A 20,371-nucleotide genomic window follows, 5' to 3' on the forward strand; every position below is an offset into this window, starting at 1 on the left:
TTTTGTTAATTGTGCAATGTTGGATAGTGGCAAACTGACCTAATATTTAGGGCTTGCTGAAAAAGTCAAAAGTGCTGATATATGGTTTTTATAGTCTGTGAAAACATTTTTATGTGCAAGGTTAATTAACAATTTTGCGAGGTTTTGAGCAATTTCACCTTGCACTAAATTGTCCGTATAACTTGAAAAAATCACGTAAATATAAGGGTTTTAAGCTGTTGCAGACTTTTTCAGTAAGCCCTATTTATAAGTGCATAAGTAATTTAATTTTAACATATAAAATAAAGTAAAGCCTAAGTTGTTAATTGCTAGATATGGGATTTGCTAACCATCTGTCAAGGATTAAGAATTCAAGAGACATAAGCGTCAAAAATTAAGTTCTTATAGTAAATAAAAGAGCATCATTTTTTTGTGAAATAAAATCCAAAGTAGCTGCTGACAAATTGATCTGGATGAAAAGGGATTAAACAAGTCCTAGGCTCTTCCCAGCTTTTTACCAATTGATATCCTTGTACTTCCAAGTCGTGAATAAATTGGGTACGCCCTTGAATCTTATACGGACAGCGAGAAAATTTTAAATTTTGAATAGTGAAGAAAGTGTTGCCGTCATAACAAGGAATATAATTGACCAATAAGTGCTTTGGCTTATGGGGTAACTGATCTATAAGTTCTGACAATGATTGGTCAAGATATTGTAGAGCGCCATTTGTAAGTAATAGATCTACAGATTTAGTCTGCTTTAAATCAGTGATAAAGGATAGATTAGGACAGTGATTTCTAGTGGCAATATCCTGGCCGACTTTGACTGCTATAGGGACATCATAAACCATCCAACTTAAAGATTCAGAAAAGTCAAGTGCTTGTTTGAAAGCATAGTAGTCAATTCCAACACCACCTCCTATATCTAGAACACTTGATATATCTTTAAGTGCCGTTTCAAATGGTTCCAATAGGGGGGTATTGATAGGGCGAAATAGGCTGAGATCTCTATTGGGCTTATGATGTGCCTCTTGAATATCATAGTCTGATCTAAATTTGGAAGGTATTGAATTTTTTGCTTCCTTAAAGCCTTCATAAACGCCTTTATAAAGGTTGGCTCCATAAGGATATTTGAGGTAATAGTAAATATCTGCAACAGCTGGAGTCGATTTGAAGCGTTCTTTCGAAAAACCTTGAGCCTTTTTAAGGATGGTACTCATGCTATTCCTCCCACTTTTAAATATTTCCCCTGACGGTTGGGGTCCGGGATATACCAGGCTGGATTCCCATCAGGATCTCGTCCTAACTTGGCACCCAGTCGCGGAGGTTGGTTGGCATTGAATCGATTGATCGTATTCTGAGTCTGCTCGGCTTGGAGGTTCCTGGGTAGTAATTCCGCGATTTGCAATTCGGTGATACTGTCCTTAAAGGCTTGGGCAACAAACTCAATATCTGCATCAGTGTGAGCCAAGGTAAAGAAGCAGGGCCGATATTCCCAAACATGTATCCCTTTAGATCTCAGCAGATAAAAGAGCAATCCACCGTAAGTAACATCATCGTCATAGGTAATATAGAAGAATGAGCTAAAGGATTTCACCTGGACCGAAGCCCCAACTTGAGTGCAAAATTGCTGCAAATGTGACGTAAGTTGCGTTACTTTTTGCGCTAATTCAAGTTGAGGTGTTGGCCCCAATGATTTGAGTTTCAGTAATACTGCTTCTGCCGCAGCCAACGCCAAGGGATGACGGACAAACGTCCCAGCAAAAAAGGTAACCCCGACTTCTGGAATTGAGTCATCGCCAAACTGCCACTGTCCCCCATCCAGGGAATCCATATAATCTGCTTTACCAGCCACAATTCCAATGGGAAGGCCTCCACCTACTACTTTTCCATAGGTGGCCAGATCGGCTTGAATGCCGAAATAGGCTTGGGCCCCTCCTGGATGGACCCTAAATCCAGTCACCACTTCATCAAAGATCAGGGTTGTTTCTGTATCCGCAGTGATGGTACGCAATTCTTGGAGAAATTCTACGGGTTGCAGGCCAGGATCTCTACTCCGAACCGGTTCGACGAGTACCGCCGCAATCTTATCTGCCCGCTGACGAATCATGTCTAAGGATTCAATGGTCCCATATTCAAGCACCAGAAGATTCTCAAACATGGAAGGCATAATTCCAGGGGCTGCAGGTAGGGTTTTCTGATTGGCCCCAGCTCGATACAGAACTTCATCAAAGGTACCGTGATAGTCGCCTTTGAAGGTCACCACGAGGTCGCGTCCCGTCACCGTTCGAGCCAGACGCAGTGCAGCCATCACTGCTTCAGAACCCGTGTTGCAAAAAGCTACGCGATCCATGCCGGTAAACTCAGAAACAAGCTTGGCCACTTTGCCTGCTAGGGGTGTTTGGGGACCAATTTCAAAGCCTTTCTCCATTTGGGCAATAACGGCCTGGGTCACAAAGTCGGGATTCCAACCAAAGAAATTCAAACCAAACCCATTGGTGATATCCACATATTCGTTGCCATCAACGTCCCACAATTTAGCTCCGGAAGATCGCTCGACCACAATGGGATAAACCATTTCTTTCAGAAGAGGGGTAAATCCCGAAACGGTTCTTGGATCGGCGAGATAGGGGCGGTGTTTTTCAGTCTGTCGTTTAGATTCTTGCGTTTGAGTTGTATAACACTGGATCAAGTCATCTAGATAAGACTGCTGTGCAGTCGTTAGAGCAGTAACTTGGATCTTTTTGATTTTGGTCCCAGGACCGTGAGATTTTGCGGGTGGTGTTGAGCTGGCTTGAGAGGGGCCTCTGTTGTGAGCACTATTCCTCTTATCTCCCTCTGGGGATAAATCAATATCTGAAGTTGCGGAACTAATGGGAAGCGATTGAGCACCATTCACGACTGCAGGTGTAGAACCACCCTGTTGGACCTGCTGAATCAAGGCAAGCTGTTGAGAAAGAATTTGCAACTGTTGGCTCATTAAGGCTTCTACCATACTGCCAGAGAGAGGGGAAGAAGCAGCAGGCACACCATTGAGATAAGAACCATTAGTGGTGCCATTGGCATAGGAAATGGCTGTGACCATTGATTCTGGGGTAGGAGACTCCAAAGGAGGCGACGGTGAGGGAGCTGGAAAGGCTTCAGGCGGGAGGGATTGATCGAGATGATTGGCAACAGCCTGGATAGAACTATAGTCTTCTAACAGGTGACGGAAACTAATTTTGACTTTGAATTTCTTTTTCAGGGATAGGGCAATTTGGGTTAAGGATAAAGAATCCAGTCCCATTTCTAAGAAGGTGGCTTGGTGATCGGCATCCACTAGATCTAGACCTGAGGCTGTTTCTAGAATCTCTTTAATCAAAGGGGTTAATCGTTGAGGTCGTGTTTCTGACATGGTGCGTTGGGGAGGAGGTTGAACGGGATCTGCAACAGAAGAAGCACTGGGGGATGAAGAAGTGGTCACTTGCTTAGAATTCGTCCGAGCTGGTAGTGGATCAATCCAATACCGCTGACGTTCAAAGGGATAAGTCGGTAAGGGGACTCGATGGCGGTATTCATGGCGATAAAGCTGTTGCCAATCAAGGGTGACCCCAGCTAACCAAAGCTGGCCCAGGGCTCTAGTTAGCGCTTTCCATTCTTGTTGGTCAGCAGCCGTTTTACTGAGGGAAGCGATGGCGACTTGCGTTTGCTCATCTCTAATTTGTTGACGGGCTAAGGTCGTGGTTGTCGTCCGTGGACCTACTTCCAATAAAATACGGTCGGGCTGCTGCCACAGGGTTTTCACGCTCTCGGCAAACCGGACTGTGGCACGCAAGTGATCCGCCCAATATTGCGGATCGGTGGTTTGGCTCTCAGTGATCCATTCTGCTGTGGCTGTTGAAACAAACGGAATTTGAGGAGGAAATAGAGAAATATCGGCACAAAGGGCTTTGAAGGGAGCTACCATGTCATCCATCATTGAGGAATGGAAGGCATGGGATGTGTGTAACCGTTTGCAAGCCATTTCCTCGATGCTTAAGGTCGCTTCTAGGGCCTCGATGGCAGGTGTGGGGCCAGAGATTACACAAAGACTAGGACTGTTGATGGCTGCGATCGCAAGTTGATCCGTCAAATATGGGCGGACTTGATCCACCCCAGAGCGCACAGACAACATGGAGCCAGCAGGTAGCTCCCACATCATCTTGCCTCGGGCTGCAATCAGCTTCAGGCCATCTTCTAGGGAGAAGACTCCAGCCAAACAGGCCGCCACAAATTCGCCAATACTATGGCCCATCAGGGCAACGGGTTGAAGTCCCCAGCTCATCCACAATTGAGCGAGCGCATATTCCACCACAAACAAGGCTGGCTGGGTATAAATCGTCTTTTTCAGCTCCGCGGCGGCGGCTTCTTCCTGTCCAGATTCAGGATAAAGGAGCGTGCGAATATCGAAATTGAGATCCTGATGGAGCAGCTCAGCACACTGATCCACAATTGACTGAAACAGGGGTTCCGACTGATAAAAGTTCAGCCCCATATTCACGTACTGTGACCCTTGCCCTGGGAAGACAAAAACCACCTCGCGATCGCGACCCATCGTTTCTCGGGTCCCTGTTGTATCCGGACTTAGAGCCTCTAGGTTTTCACAGGCATCCGTAGACCCTTGGCACAGGATAAAGCGACGATACTTAAAGGGCGTTCGCCCAACTTGCAGAGTATGGGCAATATCAGCCAGATTCACAGAGGTATCGGCCTGGAGAAACTGCCGTAAATTGCTCGATGCTTGCTCTAAAGCAGTGGCCGTCTTCGCGGACAGTAACAAGAGTTGATAGGGGTGCGAGGGACCCGATGCATTGAATTTCGGTGGCTCTTCTAAGACCACATGGGCATTGGTGCCCCCCACCCCAAAAGAGCTGACCCCCGCTCGTCGTGGGGTTTCCTGAAGGGGCCACGCCGTCTGTTGGGTATTGACGAAAAAGGGGCTATTTTCAAAGTCTATCTGGGGATTGGGGGTGGTATATCCCAAGCTGGGGGGCAATGTTTTGTGGTAGAGCGCGAGAGCAGTTTTGATCAATCCAGCAATCCCTGCCGCTGCCACCGTATGGCCAATATTGCCCTTCACCGACCCAATTGCACAAAACTGTCGCTTAGATGTTGACCCTTGAAAAGCTTGCGTTAATGCTTCTACCTCAATGGGATCGCCCAGGGGAGTCGCTGTGCCATGGGCTTCGATATAATCAATGGACTCTGGATCAAATCCAGCTTCCGCCTGGGCCTGAAGAATGGCTCCAGCCTGCCCTTTAACGCTAGGAGCTGTAAAACTGACCTTATCGGCTCCGTCATTATTGATGCCTACCCCTTTGAGGACGGCATAAATTCGATCGCCCTCTTCTAAGGCATCGGCTAAGCGCTTCAGAACCACTAGGCCAGCACCACTGTTGAATGTGGTGCCTTTGGCCTCCGCATCAAAGGGACGGCAATGGCCATCGGGGGATAAGATCCCTTCTTCTTGGTATAAGTAGCCGATATTCTGAGGGGTGGAAATCGAGATCCCCCCAGCCAACGCCAAATCACAATCGCCCTTTAATAGTCCTTGATAAGCCTGAATCGTCGCCACGAGGGATGTCGAGCAGGCCGTACTAACACTGACACTAGGACCCGTCAGATTTAATTTGTAGGAGGCACGGGTAGGGACAAAGTCTTTTTCATTCGCCAACATCGTCTGGAACGCCCCCAAACGGTTCACAATCTCAGGGCGTCCACATAAATGCCGCTCAAAATAGGTATTTTGACCAGACCCTGCGTACAATCCAATTTTTCCGGCGTACTGGTTAGGCGCATAACCAGAATTTTCTAAGGCTTCCTGGGCGAGTTCTAACAACAGTCGCGCCTGGGGATCCATAATTTCAGCTTGGCGGGGACTGATACCAAAAAAGGCGGCATCAAACCCCTCAGCTCCGTCGACTACGCCTTTCGCTCGAACATAGTTCGGATCAGTCCGCAGATCTGCATCGACACTGGGGTCAATTTGATCCACGTCAAAAAAGGTAATCGACTCCTTACCGTTGCAGAGATTAGACCAAAACGCATCGATATTTTGCGCTCCAGGGAAGCGACCCACCATTCCAACAATGGCGATACCCGCTTCAGGTTGTGAGGGCTGGGGGGATATCGAAGGACGAGGGGCGGTCTGAGTGGGATAGGATTGGGTGAGATATTGGGCCAGTCCTCGAATCGTTGGATATTCGTATAGCTTAACGGCCCGCAACGGCTGTCCCAACTCCGTCGATAAACGCGATGCCACCTGTAAGCTCAGAATTGAGGTGCCACCAACATCAAAGAAATTATCGTCTGTGCCAACTTGCTCCAGTCCTAAAATGTCACACCACAAGTCAGATAGGCGTTTTTCTAGGGTTGTCCGAGGAGCCACTGCGTTAGTCACGGTTGTATGGGATTTAGGTAAATTCCGTTTATCGACCTTGCCATTGGGCGTCAGTGGAATGGCATCGAGCCCGATCAGAGTTGCAGGCACCATGTATTCGGGCAATCGTTGCTTCAAGTCCTGCTTGATGGTGTCTAGATCTAACGTCATCCCTCGGGCAGCAGTCACATAACCTACAAGCTGCTTATGGGTAGGAGGGTCTTCCTCTACGATTGCGATCGCATCTTGAATCGCATCATGTTGGCGCAATGCACTTTCAATTTCACCCAACTCAATTCGATAGCCGCGAATTTTGACTTGATGATCGACTCGACCGATAAATTCAATATTGCCATCAGCTAAATATCGAACTTGATCGCCTGTTCTATAGAGTTTTGACGTTGGATCATCACTAAACGGGTTCTGAATAAACCGATCTTCAGTGAGGTTTGGGCGGTTGATATATTCTTTCGCTAAACCATCACCCCCAACATAGAGTTCTCCAGGTAGGCCAAACGGCACGAGGCGAAGAGCGGCATCCAAGATATACACTTGGGTATTGCCAATCGGTCGACCAATCGGGATAGACCCGAGGGTATCAGGCAACTCCTTGGGAATCCGATAGCAACAGGTAAAGGTTGTATTTTCCGTTGGACCGTATCCATTGATGAATTGGGTTTGGGGCAGTCGTTGTTGAGCCAATCGAATATGAGGAACAGACAGTGCTTCTCCCCCGGTTAAAACTTCCAGAACACCTTGTAGCGCTTGGGGACATTCAGCCACCACCATATTAAAGAGAGAGGCCGTTAGCCAAAGGCTCGTCACTTGAGTCTCTGCAATGACCGACTGCAGATCATTCAAATCTGGCAGACCATTGTGGGGGAAGAGGACACAACGCCCCCCGTGCAATAAGGCACCCCATATCTCTAGGGTGGCAGCATCAAACGAAATGGGGGCCAACTGTAACCAAGTTTTATCCGATCCAAATTGGGCGTAATCATTCCCAAAGACCAGGTGCAACACTGCTCGATGGGGCACGGCAACCCCCTTTGGTTTGCCCGTCGAACCTGACGTGTAATTTATATAGGCAATTGCCTCACCATCTTGTTCAACTGAAACAGGTTCCTGCTCAACTAAGTCCTGTCCCCATCCAGGGTGTAAGCAGATGACAGTGGCTTGATGAGGGGGTAAATAGGGCACCAGATGCTGTTGCGTCAATATCAAGGGCGCTTGAGTATCCGTCAGCATCCAATCTAATCGTTCCCCAGGATACGTCGGATCCAGAGGAACATATACCCCGCCAGCTTTGAGAATGCCCACCAAAGCTACTAACATCTCAATGGAACGCTCCATCATAACGGCGACGTAAGTACCGGGTTGGATGCCTTGCTGTAGGAGTAAATGCGCTAAACCATTGGCGCGGTGATTCAGTTCGCCATAGGTGAGTTGCTGATGCGATCGCAACTCTAAATCAGGCAGGATGACAGCAATATTGGTCGCCATCTGCATAGCTCGCTGCTCAAGAACCTGCGGAATCGTTAAGTTCGGGTATTCAATTGCGGTCTGGTTTAACTCAAAAAGTAATTTATGGCGTTCATAATCTGAGATAAACACCAGTTGTTTTAAAGGGTGATGAATGGCAGTACAAAAGTGTTTGAGCCAATGCTCACATAAAGCAGGCAGAGTGCTAAATTTCTCGTTTATATGCCTTTGGTCATTAAAGCTAATAGCAAGTTCAATATTTTCAGATATAGTAATATGAAGATGAAGCGATAGATCAGAGAAACTTTGTTGAAAGCTTAGATTAGAGTCATGATCAAAAGAAGCATATTCAACAGAAAGAAAAGCATTAAATAGAGGTAAGTGATCACTCCAGTTAGACCATTGCTTAATATCTTCAAGAGAGGCTTTCCGATATGCGTTGGATTGGAACCATTGATCAGATATTGTCTTAACCCAGTTAAGAATAGTTTGATTCTGATCGATACAGACATAAATAGGTAGAGGTTTAGTTTGTGAATGGAGTAAACTGCCTTTTGAGTACTCACAGCATCCAAAAACAACATTCATGTCGCCACTGTATGTGGAAACCAAGCTAGCGGTCATCCCTTGAAATATAGTCAATAAATTAAGCTGATATCTCTCGCAAACCTGAATAAGATTACTTGTAGTATCTTTTGATAATTTTAGTTTTAAAAGACTATTTCTCTTGCTATTTTTGGTGTGTATATTGTAGCCCTTCTGAGAGCCCAGGCAGTTAGGCTTGGATATATTCGAAAGAGTATTCTTCCAATAGTATTCAATAGAGGTACAGGCTAGCATTTGATTCAATTAGCTTCTAGACGAGAGGGAATAAATTCAAGGTTTTTATATTTTATTCTATGAAGCAATATTAAATCTAATAAGAATCACAAATTCTATGGCTTTGAGGCTGAGGTTAAAAAAATTGGATAATATTCTGCCTATTTGTTTGCAAGTATAGGGCTGGAATAGGATGTATCTGTTTAAGATAAATTAAACCATTACTTTTTAGTTCTATCAGTTATGTTGTTCAGTCAATAAAACCTTTAGAGATAGCAAAAAGAGAGTTAGACCATAACTGTTTGAATGCTAGAAGTAGAAAAACTGGAATAGTAGTGAAATAATGTTTCCAAAGCCTTTGTGGCTCTTGGACTAAGCGGAATAACCATTCTAGGCCTAGCTTCCTTAACCAACGCGGAGCTCTTTTGTGAATACCTGCATATACAGGAAAACTCCTCCAAGACCAATCATCACGGCATTTATTTGATGCTTATGAGCAGTCATCCACTGTTCTTGCTTGGGACAGCCTAATGCAACCATTAATTACCCTGCACCACTATTATTGATTCGCTGGACTAAATGTTGATCTTCGACCTTAGTTAAAGGTCGAAAGGGTAGAGGTTCCATTGCTGCAATGTATAAGTTGGGATAATTTTTCAGCAACTTCAACCGCATTCTTGTCAAAATAGAAAGTGTCGCCCCAAGAAAGTAAATTCCAACATTCTGTTCAGAAGCTTTTTTGATAAACCAAGCATTAGATCTAAGCCAGCGATCCTATCCTATGTATGAATGCCCAACAACTTCAACATCCAAACCAAGGGCATACCGTCAGAAGTAACCATGTCAGCATTCTCTAATACCTGCCAAAAAGGACGATGACGATAGGCCTTAACGAGCATGTGTATATTGGCAACATAGACAAACCGACTTAAATGCTTCCGAGCCCAGAGCATAATGGATTGAATTTGGATGTCAAAAGGAGCAGCAGTGACTGGAATGCCAATAACATCTATAAAATGAGATTTTTCTTTAATGGAAATGGGGTGTACTGGGTAGGCATAACGTAGCATTAGGCTTATTTAAAGATAAATTTATAAGACATGCAAATTTAGACTCAAAGGAATTGAGTATTTAAATTTAAATTTATGACTACTGACTTTTAATAGCTTCTTTCTGTTCAATTATTTCCAGGATGGATTCAATTTGTTGCGGAGAATAGTCAGTTAATTCGGAAATCCAGTGTTTTAGTAATTTAGTCGTTGGGTGGAGTGGGTAAATGGACTTTTCAGCCTTTTTGACCATAAGCTAAAACTAACTCCTTTTTTAGTCAGTGAATGTTTTAGGAAAATTTGTTCTTATACCCCTTGAGCAAATAAAACGACTCGAATTGTTTTGAGAATAATTAAAATATCAAGAAATAAAGAATGATTCTTGATATAGAAGAGATCATATGCAACTTTATTTGCTGAATCTTCTAAGGTATTTCCGTAACCAAATTTGACTTGAGACCACCCTGTGACACCAGGTTTGACTAAATATCGGAAATGATAATAAGGAATTTCTTTTACAAGAACATCATCAAACTCTGGGCGTTCAGGTCGTGGACCAATAAGGCTCATCTCACCATTGAGAATGTTCCATAGTTGTGGGATTTCATCAATCCTTATTTTTCGAATGATTCTTCCGATTCGGGTAATACGTCGATCGCCAACAGTAGCCCATTTCGCCCCATGCTTTTCTGAATCAGTGTACATAGAGCGGAATTTATAAATTTTGTAGGGTTTACCGTGATGTCCTTTTCGAGTCTGTGAATAAAGTAGTGGCCCTGGACTATCAAGTTTGATAGCTATGGTTACTAGCAGTAATAAAGGAAATGTGAGGATGAGTAAGCTAAGTGCAAAAAGTGAATCAAAAAATCTTTTGATATGAGAGTACATATGTCCACTAACTAAGCTGAAACCTTCTGAGTAAGCGAACCAAGAGGGACGTACCATCTCAGGTGGAATTTTTTGTAGATAATGCTCGCAAAAGTCACCAAATCGATAAACTTCTTTGCCACTAAATCGCGCCTGAATCAGATCATCGTGCAGACACTGAGGAATATCACATTCTGCATCATCAATTAAAATACCTGACCAAGGTTTAGAAAAAATCAATCCTGTTTTGGTATAAGAACTCGCATTTCTCTCAGAAGGATATTTGATGAGATCTTCGAAATAACCATTAAGGTAAAATAAATTCCTTGAATCAAAAGCATGATTATCAGAAGCAAACCTAAGTAGCTTATTCTTATCACCTAAAACTAACCACTTTTTTCGTAGTGAGTTTTTACTTTCACTTTTGTTTAATAAGTATCGATACCCCAAAGACCAAGCCGTGAATATTATTGAACTCAGCAATAATATTCCTCGACCAACCATTGGATCCATTTTCCATAAGCCACAAAATTGAATGAATGCGGTCAGTAGCCATACGGTCAAAGCGATAGACTTAAAAACGTGGTTTGCAGAATGAAATCGACTTTCTGTGACTTTCAGTCGATAAACATCCAGCGCATAAAAGACAATAAGATAAGTTAAAATAACCAACCAGAATACTGGAGAACTCCAGTTAGGTGTTTTGCTGTCAAATCGAATCAAAAAAGCTAAGTAAAAACTTGTAATAAGTCCAATAATATCAAGTGCAAGGAAATAGAGAACGGTTCGGTAAGGTGATGTTTGGGAAGTCATTTCTTTGTTTTAAGGGAACACTAAGATTCTGCTATAGAGGTTTGCAAAATTATAGAAACATTAAGTTCTTTCCTAAGGAGATTTTAAGCTAATTAGGTGATTCCATAGTTATGTAATCTGCTATATCAAACTGGGATATATCTGAACGGACTGACTGTTATTCAGTAGCTTAATCTGAAATCTGAATTTTCATATTATCTCCCATAACCCTTCAGTATTGATACTTTTATCGAATAAGCCTATACGTATTTCCCATATTTTTCGAAATAGTAGAGTGCAAATGCGAATACTCTACAAAACAGTGAGAGTTTTAAAAAGTATTATAGCGATCTGATGTGAGAATTATATTCAACCTAAATGGATACTGGTAAAGATTTCAGCCTCTCTACATCTCACGATTGATTTCAGATTGCTATAGATAGATAGAAATTCGATTTTGGCAAATTCTTAGCCTTAATAATGATTGTTTTTGGAAAACCTCACAAGCCCTTCAGAATGAGAACATTAGCGATTTATATGGTGTTACGCTTTGTTCTTCCTTAAGAATTGCTGTAAGTACTCCCGAGTCAAGATATGAGAAACTTCTAGTAGAGCCTCATAAGTAACGCAGGCTAAGCATTCTGCAGCCTTTGCCAAATAAGCTTTTAAGATCTATCGGGAAAAGTCAGTAGTTGAAATCAATAAAAAGTATCTAAACTATATTGATTGATGTGGCGGCAGATAAAAATTTTATATTTCTAATTCACATTAGAAATAGAGAAGAAATTATTCTGAGAAAGCTCTAATTAATTGTTGAGATAAACGAGAGTTTTTCATAGTGCAAAGTAAGTCTATACGTCTAAAGCAAACCCAATACCAAAATCCTAAAAAGAGGAATTTTCAGAACTTATCACTTGCACGTCTTGAGATAATCAATAATATTTGATTAACTTCAGTTTAACTATAGGTTAATTTTAGCATATATTAGGATTTTATCTACTCAATATGATGTATCTTACAATTTTTTACACTATATTTTTCTAGTATAGAAATACATTTTTTTGGAGCTACACTGACTCACAACATTAATTGTTAATTAATCTTGAATTCTTATTTTTTTATAGATCGCTAAGTAATTCTAACCTTTCTCGAATTTGCTGTCGCTGGCCATCAAGAGACTCTTCTAAGAATTTTAAATTTTCTTGTTCTTCGGCAATTCTTAATTCTAATATTTCTTGATCTTTAGAATATGATGTACTATGTAATCTATTTTTTAAGTAGCTAATTTCATTTTTCTTTGAGATCAACTCTTGTTCTTGCTCGTCAATCCAGAATTCTAATTTCTGCATACTATCTTGCTTATTAGTATGATTTTGAGTAGTAGGATTGAACTCTCTAAAAGTCATGGGATTGATTGAAGGATAATCCTCTGAAAAGACTTTATCGAGATTTTCAGGACGCCGACCTGAAAACAACTGTTTGAGTTGCCCTTCAAATATCAGGTCAGAGTCTAAATTTTGATTTTGTTTAAATTGATGAAATGTTGGTTGACTAGCCAGTGTTGAATTGATGACCATACCTAAAACTCTACTTTGTGTATGGGTCAGTAGATTCTTAGCGATTAAGCCACTTTCAGTATCGACTAACTCAGGTCTTACAGTTAAGAGAAATCCATCAATAGCCTTGGCTAAGGATGAAGTAGCTGTGTTGGAAGTGATCTCAGGACAATCAATAATAAGGTAGTCATATCTCTCTCTCAAAATATTTACTAGATGTTTAAATCGAGCAAACATACCTATAAATACAGTTTCCATCGGTATCTCAAATCCAATGGATGGCGAACCTGCAGTAAGTAAGTGCAAATTCGTTTCCACCGCTTTGCACTCTATTTCTGAACTAATCTGCTCAATCTGTAGATAATTCCACAGCCCAAGGCCATTGCTTAAATCCCAAAGCTCATGTTGTACTGCATTTCTAAAATCAGCATCAATAATGAGCGTTTTTTTACCGCTTTGAGCGAGTCTTTGAGCGAGAAAAGCTACTATTGTTGATTTTCCTTCTCCGGCAACAGTACTGGTAACCCCGATTACATGGCAGTTAAACTCTGCACTGATACCCATCAAGTTGGTGTCTAAACACATCAAAGCTTGATTAAACTTGGGAGCGACCTTCAGTACATCATGCTTGGGGGTAAAGCCTTGATCTAGGGAACGTTTGAGAGAAGTTTCAAAGGGAATAATACTAAGTAAGCGATAGTTAAATAGTTGCTGAACCTCGTAAAGACTTTTGAGGGATTTATCCCTTGCCTCTATCAATAATAAATTAGCTAGACTCAGGACTCCGCCTAGAAACCCACCTAATAGTAGGTAAAGAAGGATGGAAGGATTGGCAGAATCAGTTGGAATCACTGCTGGCGAAATGATTCGAGCATTAACAGAACTTTGATTTTCAGCAACTCTAAGTTCTTCTTGCTTATTAATCAATGTTTCGTATGTTAACTGTGCAGTTTCTCGACGCCGCTTAAACTCATCGAGTCTTCGTTGTAATTGAGGTAAGGATTGAGCCTGTTGCTCGTAGGTTTTGAGAATCTGTTTGAGCTTAACGACTTGGTTACTAGCAGATGCAGATTTGGCCTTCAGATCAACGACTTTAGCAGTGGTGATCTGTTGCAACTCACCCGCTTGAATTAAAGTTGAACTTTGTGGAGGGCGCTGTCCCCGCACAGAAAGTTGTGCCCTTTGTCTAAGAATCTGTTGAAGCGAACGCTCACGCTCCAGCAAATCGATCATAACTGGGTGAGAGAGGTTTAGACTATTTTTAGAAACTGCAATCTTAGACTGGGTCTCTTGTAGTTCCCTTAGAACTTCTTGGACACCTTGTGATTGACTTAACTTAGTGGTCGATAACGCTTCCTTGGCCGTAATCCCAATTTGGTTTAACAAAGAATTTGCTTCATTATTGGCTTTGATTGCCTCTAGTTCTGCTTGAGTGATTTGTTCCTTAACTAGGGTAATACCATTCAAGATTGCTTGTTGTGACTGTTGTGAGTCCAAAAACTTATTTCGAGATTTAAAATTCTCTATGTTTAGTTCTGCATTTCTCAAATTGGCTTCAGCCTGGGGAATTTGCTTTTCAATAAATTGACGAGCAGATACCGTATCGTTTTGGTTGGTTTGAATATTATTCTGCAAATAGGCAGATAAAATGGCATCTACAACTCTTGCTGCCTGTCTTGGATCCTTATCTGGAAAGGAGACTCTCAATAAATCAGAAGATTGGATCTGCCTAACTTCTAAATTCTCTTGAATAATTTCTGGTGTGATTAACTCAGGACTATTTTTTTGAAGGTTACCAGCTTTTATAGCGAGTTCTAGAACTGGTATAGAACTAATAACTGCAGCTTCTGTCTCTAGAGGAATACTGTCTTGGTATAGCGGTTCCTTTTCGTTGATACCTTCACCAACACCTGTCAGGGAAGAAGTATTAGCTTTACGCTTAATTAAAATAGAGCCTTCAGAAAGGTAAACTTTCTCCTGATTGATGCCAGCAAATAAACCGCAAGTAGCTCCAGCTAAGACGATTAAGAATGAAGATAGCCATTTCCGCTTTAAAAGGATCCAAATTCTCTCAAATTCTATGTTAGACGGGGGATTCATTATGGTTCTTAGAATTAAAGTAATATTAACGGGGGATTTTTGTATTAGTCATAAAAATTGTTTAGCTCTGAAGAAGACCTAGACAAATACTGATAATTCTGGGAACTCATAGATCTTTGACGAGTATTGGATTGTTCAAAGTAGTCACGATTTTGGCTATGAATAATTCCAAGGCTCATAATGACCCAAGTGGGTTTGCGATGTTCCCAAGATAATGACATCGCTCCAATAAATAGAATAGAGAACACTACTATCCAGAGTCTAGAGAACCTTGCAGAGCATATTATTGCAATTAAAAATACGGTTAATAAGAGTAACAGGCCAATAAAACCAACTTCAAATAAACTAGATAGGAAAGTATTATGGGCAACATGGTCAGCTTCTACTGTGGTTTTGAACGCTCCACTACCTACCCCAAAGAGAGGTTCCTGCGAATAGTTGAATAATCCTTCTTTCCATATTTCTCCTCGCCCATTCATATCCCCAGAAGAGATTGAATCACCTGCGGTTGATAATCGGCTAAATGTTTCAGCAGGAATGATAAAAGGAAGAGCAAAAATACAAATCGTCCCCAAACCAAAGAAAAGGGCTTGGTGAACAAAAGTAAAATTCCGGATAGCTGAAACGATATAAAGCAAGCTAGGAGCTAGACTAATCATGGCTGTTCTAGATGCAGTCAGTAGAATTCCTGATATTGCAATCGGTATAAACAGGGTATTAGTAACTTTGAGAGGGTGGTTTGCTTTATTTTGATTGTCTGATACTAATAAGTACCAAGCCATCGGTATCCCTAAAGAAATAATGATGCCTAAGTCGTTGTCATCAAAATTTCCAGCAGCGAATCGCCCAAACTTGCCATGGTTGCCAGCTAGAAAATTGGAATAAGTACTAGCAACAGAGACATACACACCAAAAATATAAGCTTGCATAGCAGATCGACTTGCTGCTTCAGATTTAAGCCGGTCCCATAATATAAAAATTAGAATCCCAAGCTGAGTATAAGTATTAGCTCTCTCAAGAGTCTCAGGTAAGGAATGAGACCAAAATATACTGCCAATGCTCCAACTAAAGAAAAGACAAGCAGCAATATGGAAAGGGTGAGGCCAACGAATCTGTTTTTTTAAAATAAGATTGGCTGCCCAGGCTAAAAACAGCAGTAGACCCATAACCCTAGTAATTGTTCCCAAGCCAGGCAAAAATATAATTTGCTCAATCGGAACTGAGAAAATAAATAATAAGACGAGCCAATTAAGTATTTGCTTCATATAGATGCTAACTGGTTTTGATCAGGACTGAAATTACTGTGTGTTCAACCTCTAAAACCTTAATATACTTAGTTTTAAAACCTTTCATAATTAAAAAATGGACGAAGTTCGGGTAGAATATGATTCAATGACACCTGACTAATTTTAGATTAGAGTCTCCATGAAAACCAACAGTAAGTTATGAATTCATGATTAGTAGGAATTATTTTTATTCATACACATAAAATATTTTACACCAATAAATTTATATTTCTTGCAAATTAGTATGGAATATAAAGTAATTTTTTGTCATTAAAGCGAGCAAATGTCATTTAAAGTCATTTTAGTGGATATTGCCATCTTGTTTTTTATGGTGTATAACCAGGGGACGACTTAACTATCTAACCAAGGAATGTTATTTTAGCAAGAGTTTACCCTTTAGTAATGTCACTCACAAGATATCAATTGAGTTCGATATCTAGTAGTTGAAATTGTATGAAGCATTCAGGCTAAAATTGTAAGAGTGCTCTAAGAAGACGCTTCAGCTTTATATTTTTTTCATTAATTTAAACTCACTTTAATAAAGTTAATTTAGGAGAGGGGAAGCCTTTTTCTAGCTATTCATCAACGGAGAAACATTGCGCTTTTTTAGTGCTGGCGAGCTAGATAGACTCTCGTTAATTATTTTTATCTTCTAAATTTATGTATTCTCTAAATGTGGGTTCCCTGAGTTGAATTTATTAGTATATTTTAAAGGACACTTTAATCATATTTTCAATAACCATTTTTTATTTATAAAGAACAACCATCTATTTAGAGGGATAACTACAACCTTTGGGCTAAAGATTTCGTCTACGGGTTTAGGTTTATTGACCAATATATTGTTGGCAAGATTACTTGGCAAAGCAGGCTTGGGAATATATATCTATGCTTTAGCTTGGGTGAATTTGCTCGTCGTACCTTCGACATTAGGCTTTAGGAAATTAATGGTGCGAGAAGTTGCAGTTTGTAAGACAAAGTCACTCTGGGGCGAGTTTAATGGTCTTGTGAAATGGACGAATAGTTTTACCTTTTTTCTCTCCTGTGCCATTGCCTTGATTGTTTTTTTTGTATCTAGCGTGATTGGAGGTGAAACAAGTAAAACTATTCATTCAGCTTTAGCTATAGCTCTTTTTCTTTTGCCAATTAAATCATTAACAATTATTCGAGCATCGATCCTTCAAGGGCTTGATAAAATTGTTAAAAGTCAGCTTCCAGAGCTTTTGTTTGCACCTATCCTTTCATTGATTTTTATAGGTATAGCATATTTATTTTCTGGGATTAAGGTATCAGTTGACTTTATTCTAATTTTGAGAGTAACAGCATTTTATATCGCATTTTATATTGGCTCCCAGTGGTTGAAACAGTCACTCCCTTCTCTTGTGAAGCAGGCACAACCAAAATATTATCCGCAGAAATGGTTAAGCGCGGCTATTCCCTTGATGTTTCTAGAAGGGATGCGTACGATTCATCATCAAACTGATGCTCTGATGTTAGGGGCTATGCAAGGTCCAGAAGCTGTTGGACTTTACTCTGTTTTGAGTAAAGGAGTCATGCTGGTTGTTTTTATTCTAGGAGCAGTGGATACAGCTTTGTCACCTTTAATTGCTAAGTTATATACCCTTGGCGATATAAATAAACTTCAAAAAATTGTAACCAAATCATCTCGAATAGTATTTATTGTTTCTTCACTAATTACGCTCGTATTTCTTTTCTTTGGTCATTGGTTCTTGCTTTTGTTTGGCCAGGAATTTGTTGAAGGCAGAACTGCTTTGAATATTTTGTGTATTGGCAAGATGCTTGGAGCATTGACGACATCATCCACTTTTCTACTAACAATGACTGGTCACGAACGCCATGTAATGGTTAGTGCAATCGTTAGTTCAAGTCTAAATCTAGTTTTAAATTTCTTCTTTATCCCTAAGTGGGGAATAGAAGGGGCTGCATTAGCAACCACTATTTCAAATGTTTTCTTACATTACTGGAATGGTTTCTCTGTATGGAAAACAACTCACGTTAATCCTACACCTTTTGTTTTAGAAGCCAAATGAGTCTGTTAAAGAATTAGAGTAAGGAGTTAAAAAATAGTGAAAAATCCACAATATCCAACAACCAAGTTCTGTTTGCTCACAACTCAGCGAAGTGGATCGACTTGGCTAAATGAGTTATTGGGCAGTCATCCAGAAGTCAAGTTATTTTCCGGAGAAATATTTTTAGATAGACCCTCTACAAATAATATTGGATGGATTGACGATCCTGACTTCATGACATTTTATGATTATCGTAACAAATTAAAACTAGACCGTCCTTGGACTACATTTAATTATTTGGATGAAATTGATGATTATCCTGGAGATCATAAAGCCATTGGATTTCATCTCATGTATAATCAGTTGGCTGATTATCCAGAAATATTATTTAGACTAATAGTAGATGGCTATAAAATAATTCATCTGGAAAGACAGAACTATTTGGATACACTGATCTCTATGGCTAATATGAACCGGAGAAATATTGTCCACTCTAGGAACAATATGGATATTTCGGCTATCCATTTAGATATTGATGTCTTGTGGAAAAGTCTCTGTCGGCAGGAAGAGAAAATTGCTATTGTTAAAAGATTGATTCGTTTCCTACCAATAAAAAGCTTTAAGGTGACATATGAGTCTTTGCGGTGCGATAGAGAAAATCAATTGCATGATATTGCTCAGTTTTTAGGTGTTTCTGCAAGGGATATTAAGTTCCAGAGCAGTCTTAAAAAAATTAGTCAAGGTTCATATTCTAAAAAAATAAAGAACTTTGAGCAAGTTCGTCAAAAATTGCTAGGAACAAGATTTGAGGAATTTATCGGTGGATAAGCTACTCATTGATTTTTATACTGTGTTTTCCATAGAATTATAATGAGTTCATCAAAACAAAAGATTGCTTTTTTTATACCTTCACTTGCGGGTGGTGGAGCTGAGCGAATTTGGCTTATTCTTAGTAATGGACTCGCTGAACTTGGGTATGACGTTGATTTAGTACTATCAACAGCTCAAGGTCCCTATCTAGATCAAGTATCTACTAAAGTGCGTGTTGTCGATCTAAAATCATCTCGTACAATCTTGAGTCTGTTCTCTCTTGTAAAGTATCTCAAGTCTGAACAACCAAAGGTTTTATTTTCTGCTCTAAACCATGCAAATCTGATTGCCTTAATAGCTCAAAAAATATCAAATTCTTCTACCAAGATATTTGCTAGTGTTCATTGCTTTTTATCTCTAGATGTTCATAATTGTGCAAGAAAACGAGAGAGACTGATTCCTACTTTGATTCGATATATTTATCCATGGGCGAGTGGGATTATTGCAGTATCTCAAGGAGTTGCAGACGAGCTTATAAGTGTTACTCACTTACCTAAAGATTTAGTGAATGTAATTTATAACCCTGTCGTATCAGAGGATCTGCTTAAAAAGTCTAAGGACTCAGTGGAACATCCTTGGTTAGTAGATAAAGAAATACCTGTGATATTGGGAGTTGGTCGACTAATTCAACAAAAAGATTTTCCATGTCTAATTAAGGCATTTCATGAGTTACAAGAAATACGACCTTCTCGTCTGATTATTTTAGGGGAAGGTGAAGAACGGGTGAATTTAGAGTCTCTCATTGAAAAGCTAGGTCTAGAAGATAAAGTTGATCTACCTGGATTTGTCGCAAATCCTTATGCCTATATGGCGAAAGCAGATGTTTTTGTTTTGTCCTCAGCTTGGGAAGGATTACCTACAGTATTAATTGAAGCTCTTGCAACTGGAACACCTGTTGTATCTACAAATTGTAAAAGCGGTCCAGATGAAATTTTGGAAGATGGGAAAATTGGAAACCTCACTCCAGTTGGTAATATTTATGAATTAGCCAACTCAATTCATAAGATGTTGAAAGAACCAACAGAGTCAGAGTTATTACTACGTCGTTCAGGAGATTTTTCTCAAGAATCTATCTTGAATAAATACCTGCAATTAGTTTAGTTGAAACTATCTTATTGTTATTGTTTATCTTGTTGACTGATTTAGT

At 40.4% G+C, this 20,371-nt stretch carries 8 protein-coding genes and 2 pseudogenes; 3 read left to right on the top strand and 7 right to left on the bottom strand.

The genetic code is table 11. The features are described from left to right. Window positions 1-401: 401 nt before the first annotated feature. From I1H34_RS13510 to I1H34_RS13535, 7 genes and pseudogenes are all read right to left on the bottom strand, one after another. Window positions 402-1,199 carry a methyltransferase, TIGR04325 family gene (locus tag I1H34_RS13510; RefSeq protein WP_212666069.1) on the bottom strand — a complete coding sequence of 266 codons (798 nt, stop codon included), beginning with the start codon at window positions 1,197-1,199 and terminating at the stop codon, window positions 402-404. Next, window positions 1,196-7,990 carry a polyketide synthase gene (locus I1H34_RS13515; RefSeq protein WP_249370121.1) on the bottom strand — a complete coding sequence of 2,265 codons (6,795 nt, stop codon included), beginning with the start codon at window positions 7,988-7,990 and terminating at the stop codon, window positions 1,196-1,198. Before I1H34_RS13515 ends, I1H34_RS13510 begins: the two co-directional genes overlap by 4 nt. A gap of 24 nt (window positions 7,991-8,014) precedes the next feature. Beyond that, window positions 8,015-8,698 (bottom strand): annotated as a pseudogene (locus I1H34_RS33095) (condensation domain-containing protein); the annotation flags it as partial. Between the two features lie 229 nt (window positions 8,699-8,927). Next, window positions 8,928-9,747: pseudogene (locus tag I1H34_RS32950) on the bottom strand (WecB/TagA/CpsF family glycosyltransferase). Window positions 9,748-10,032: 285 nt separating this feature from the next. Continuing rightward, the gene (locus tag I1H34_RS13525) at window positions 10,033-11,406 is read right to left on the bottom strand and encodes an exopolysaccharide biosynthesis polyprenyl glycosylphosphotransferase (protein ID WP_212666071.1); all 1,374 of its coding nucleotides are present in this window, start codon (window positions 11,404-11,406) and stop codon (window positions 10,033-10,035) included. Between the two features lie 1,097 nt (window positions 11,407-12,503). After that, entirely contained in the window at window positions 12,504-15,041 is a 2,538-nt protein-coding gene (locus I1H34_RS13530) for a GumC family protein (protein ID WP_212666072.1), read from the bottom strand. Window positions 15,042-15,085: 44 nt separating this feature from the next. After that, window positions 15,086-16,306: an O-antigen ligase family protein gene (locus tag I1H34_RS13535; protein ID WP_212666073.1), complete on the bottom strand. Its 1,221-nt coding sequence runs from the start codon at window positions 16,304-16,306 to the stop codon at window positions 15,086-15,088. A gap of 710 nt (window positions 16,307-17,016) precedes the next feature. Between I1H34_RS13535 and I1H34_RS13540 the strand changes: the two genes are divergently transcribed. Genes I1H34_RS13540 through I1H34_RS13550 form a run of 3 tightly spaced genes read left to right on the top strand, consistent with a single transcriptional unit; the run spans window position 17,017 to window position 20,325 of the window. Then, window positions 17,017-18,375, top strand: a complete 1,359-nt coding sequence (locus tag I1H34_RS13540) for a flippase (protein ID WP_212666074.1) — start codon at window positions 17,017-17,019, stop codon at window positions 18,373-18,375. Between the two features lie 36 nt (window positions 18,376-18,411). Beyond that, window positions 18,412-19,182 carry a sulfotransferase domain-containing protein gene (locus I1H34_RS13545; protein WP_212666075.1) on the top strand — a complete coding sequence of 257 codons (771 nt, stop codon included), beginning with the start codon at window positions 18,412-18,414 and terminating at the stop codon, window positions 19,180-19,182. Between the two features lie 42 nt (window positions 19,183-19,224). Further along, window positions 19,225-20,325, top strand: a complete 1,101-nt coding sequence (locus I1H34_RS13550; protein WP_212666076.1) for a glycosyltransferase — start codon at window positions 19,225-19,227, stop codon at window positions 20,323-20,325. The last annotated feature ends 46 nt before the right edge of the window (window positions 20,326-20,371 follow it).

It is taken from the genome of Acaryochloris marina S15 (assembly GCF_018336915.1).
GTDB classification, from domain to species: domain Bacteria; phylum Cyanobacteriota; class Cyanobacteriia; order Thermosynechococcales; family Thermosynechococcaceae; genus Acaryochloris; species Acaryochloris marina_A.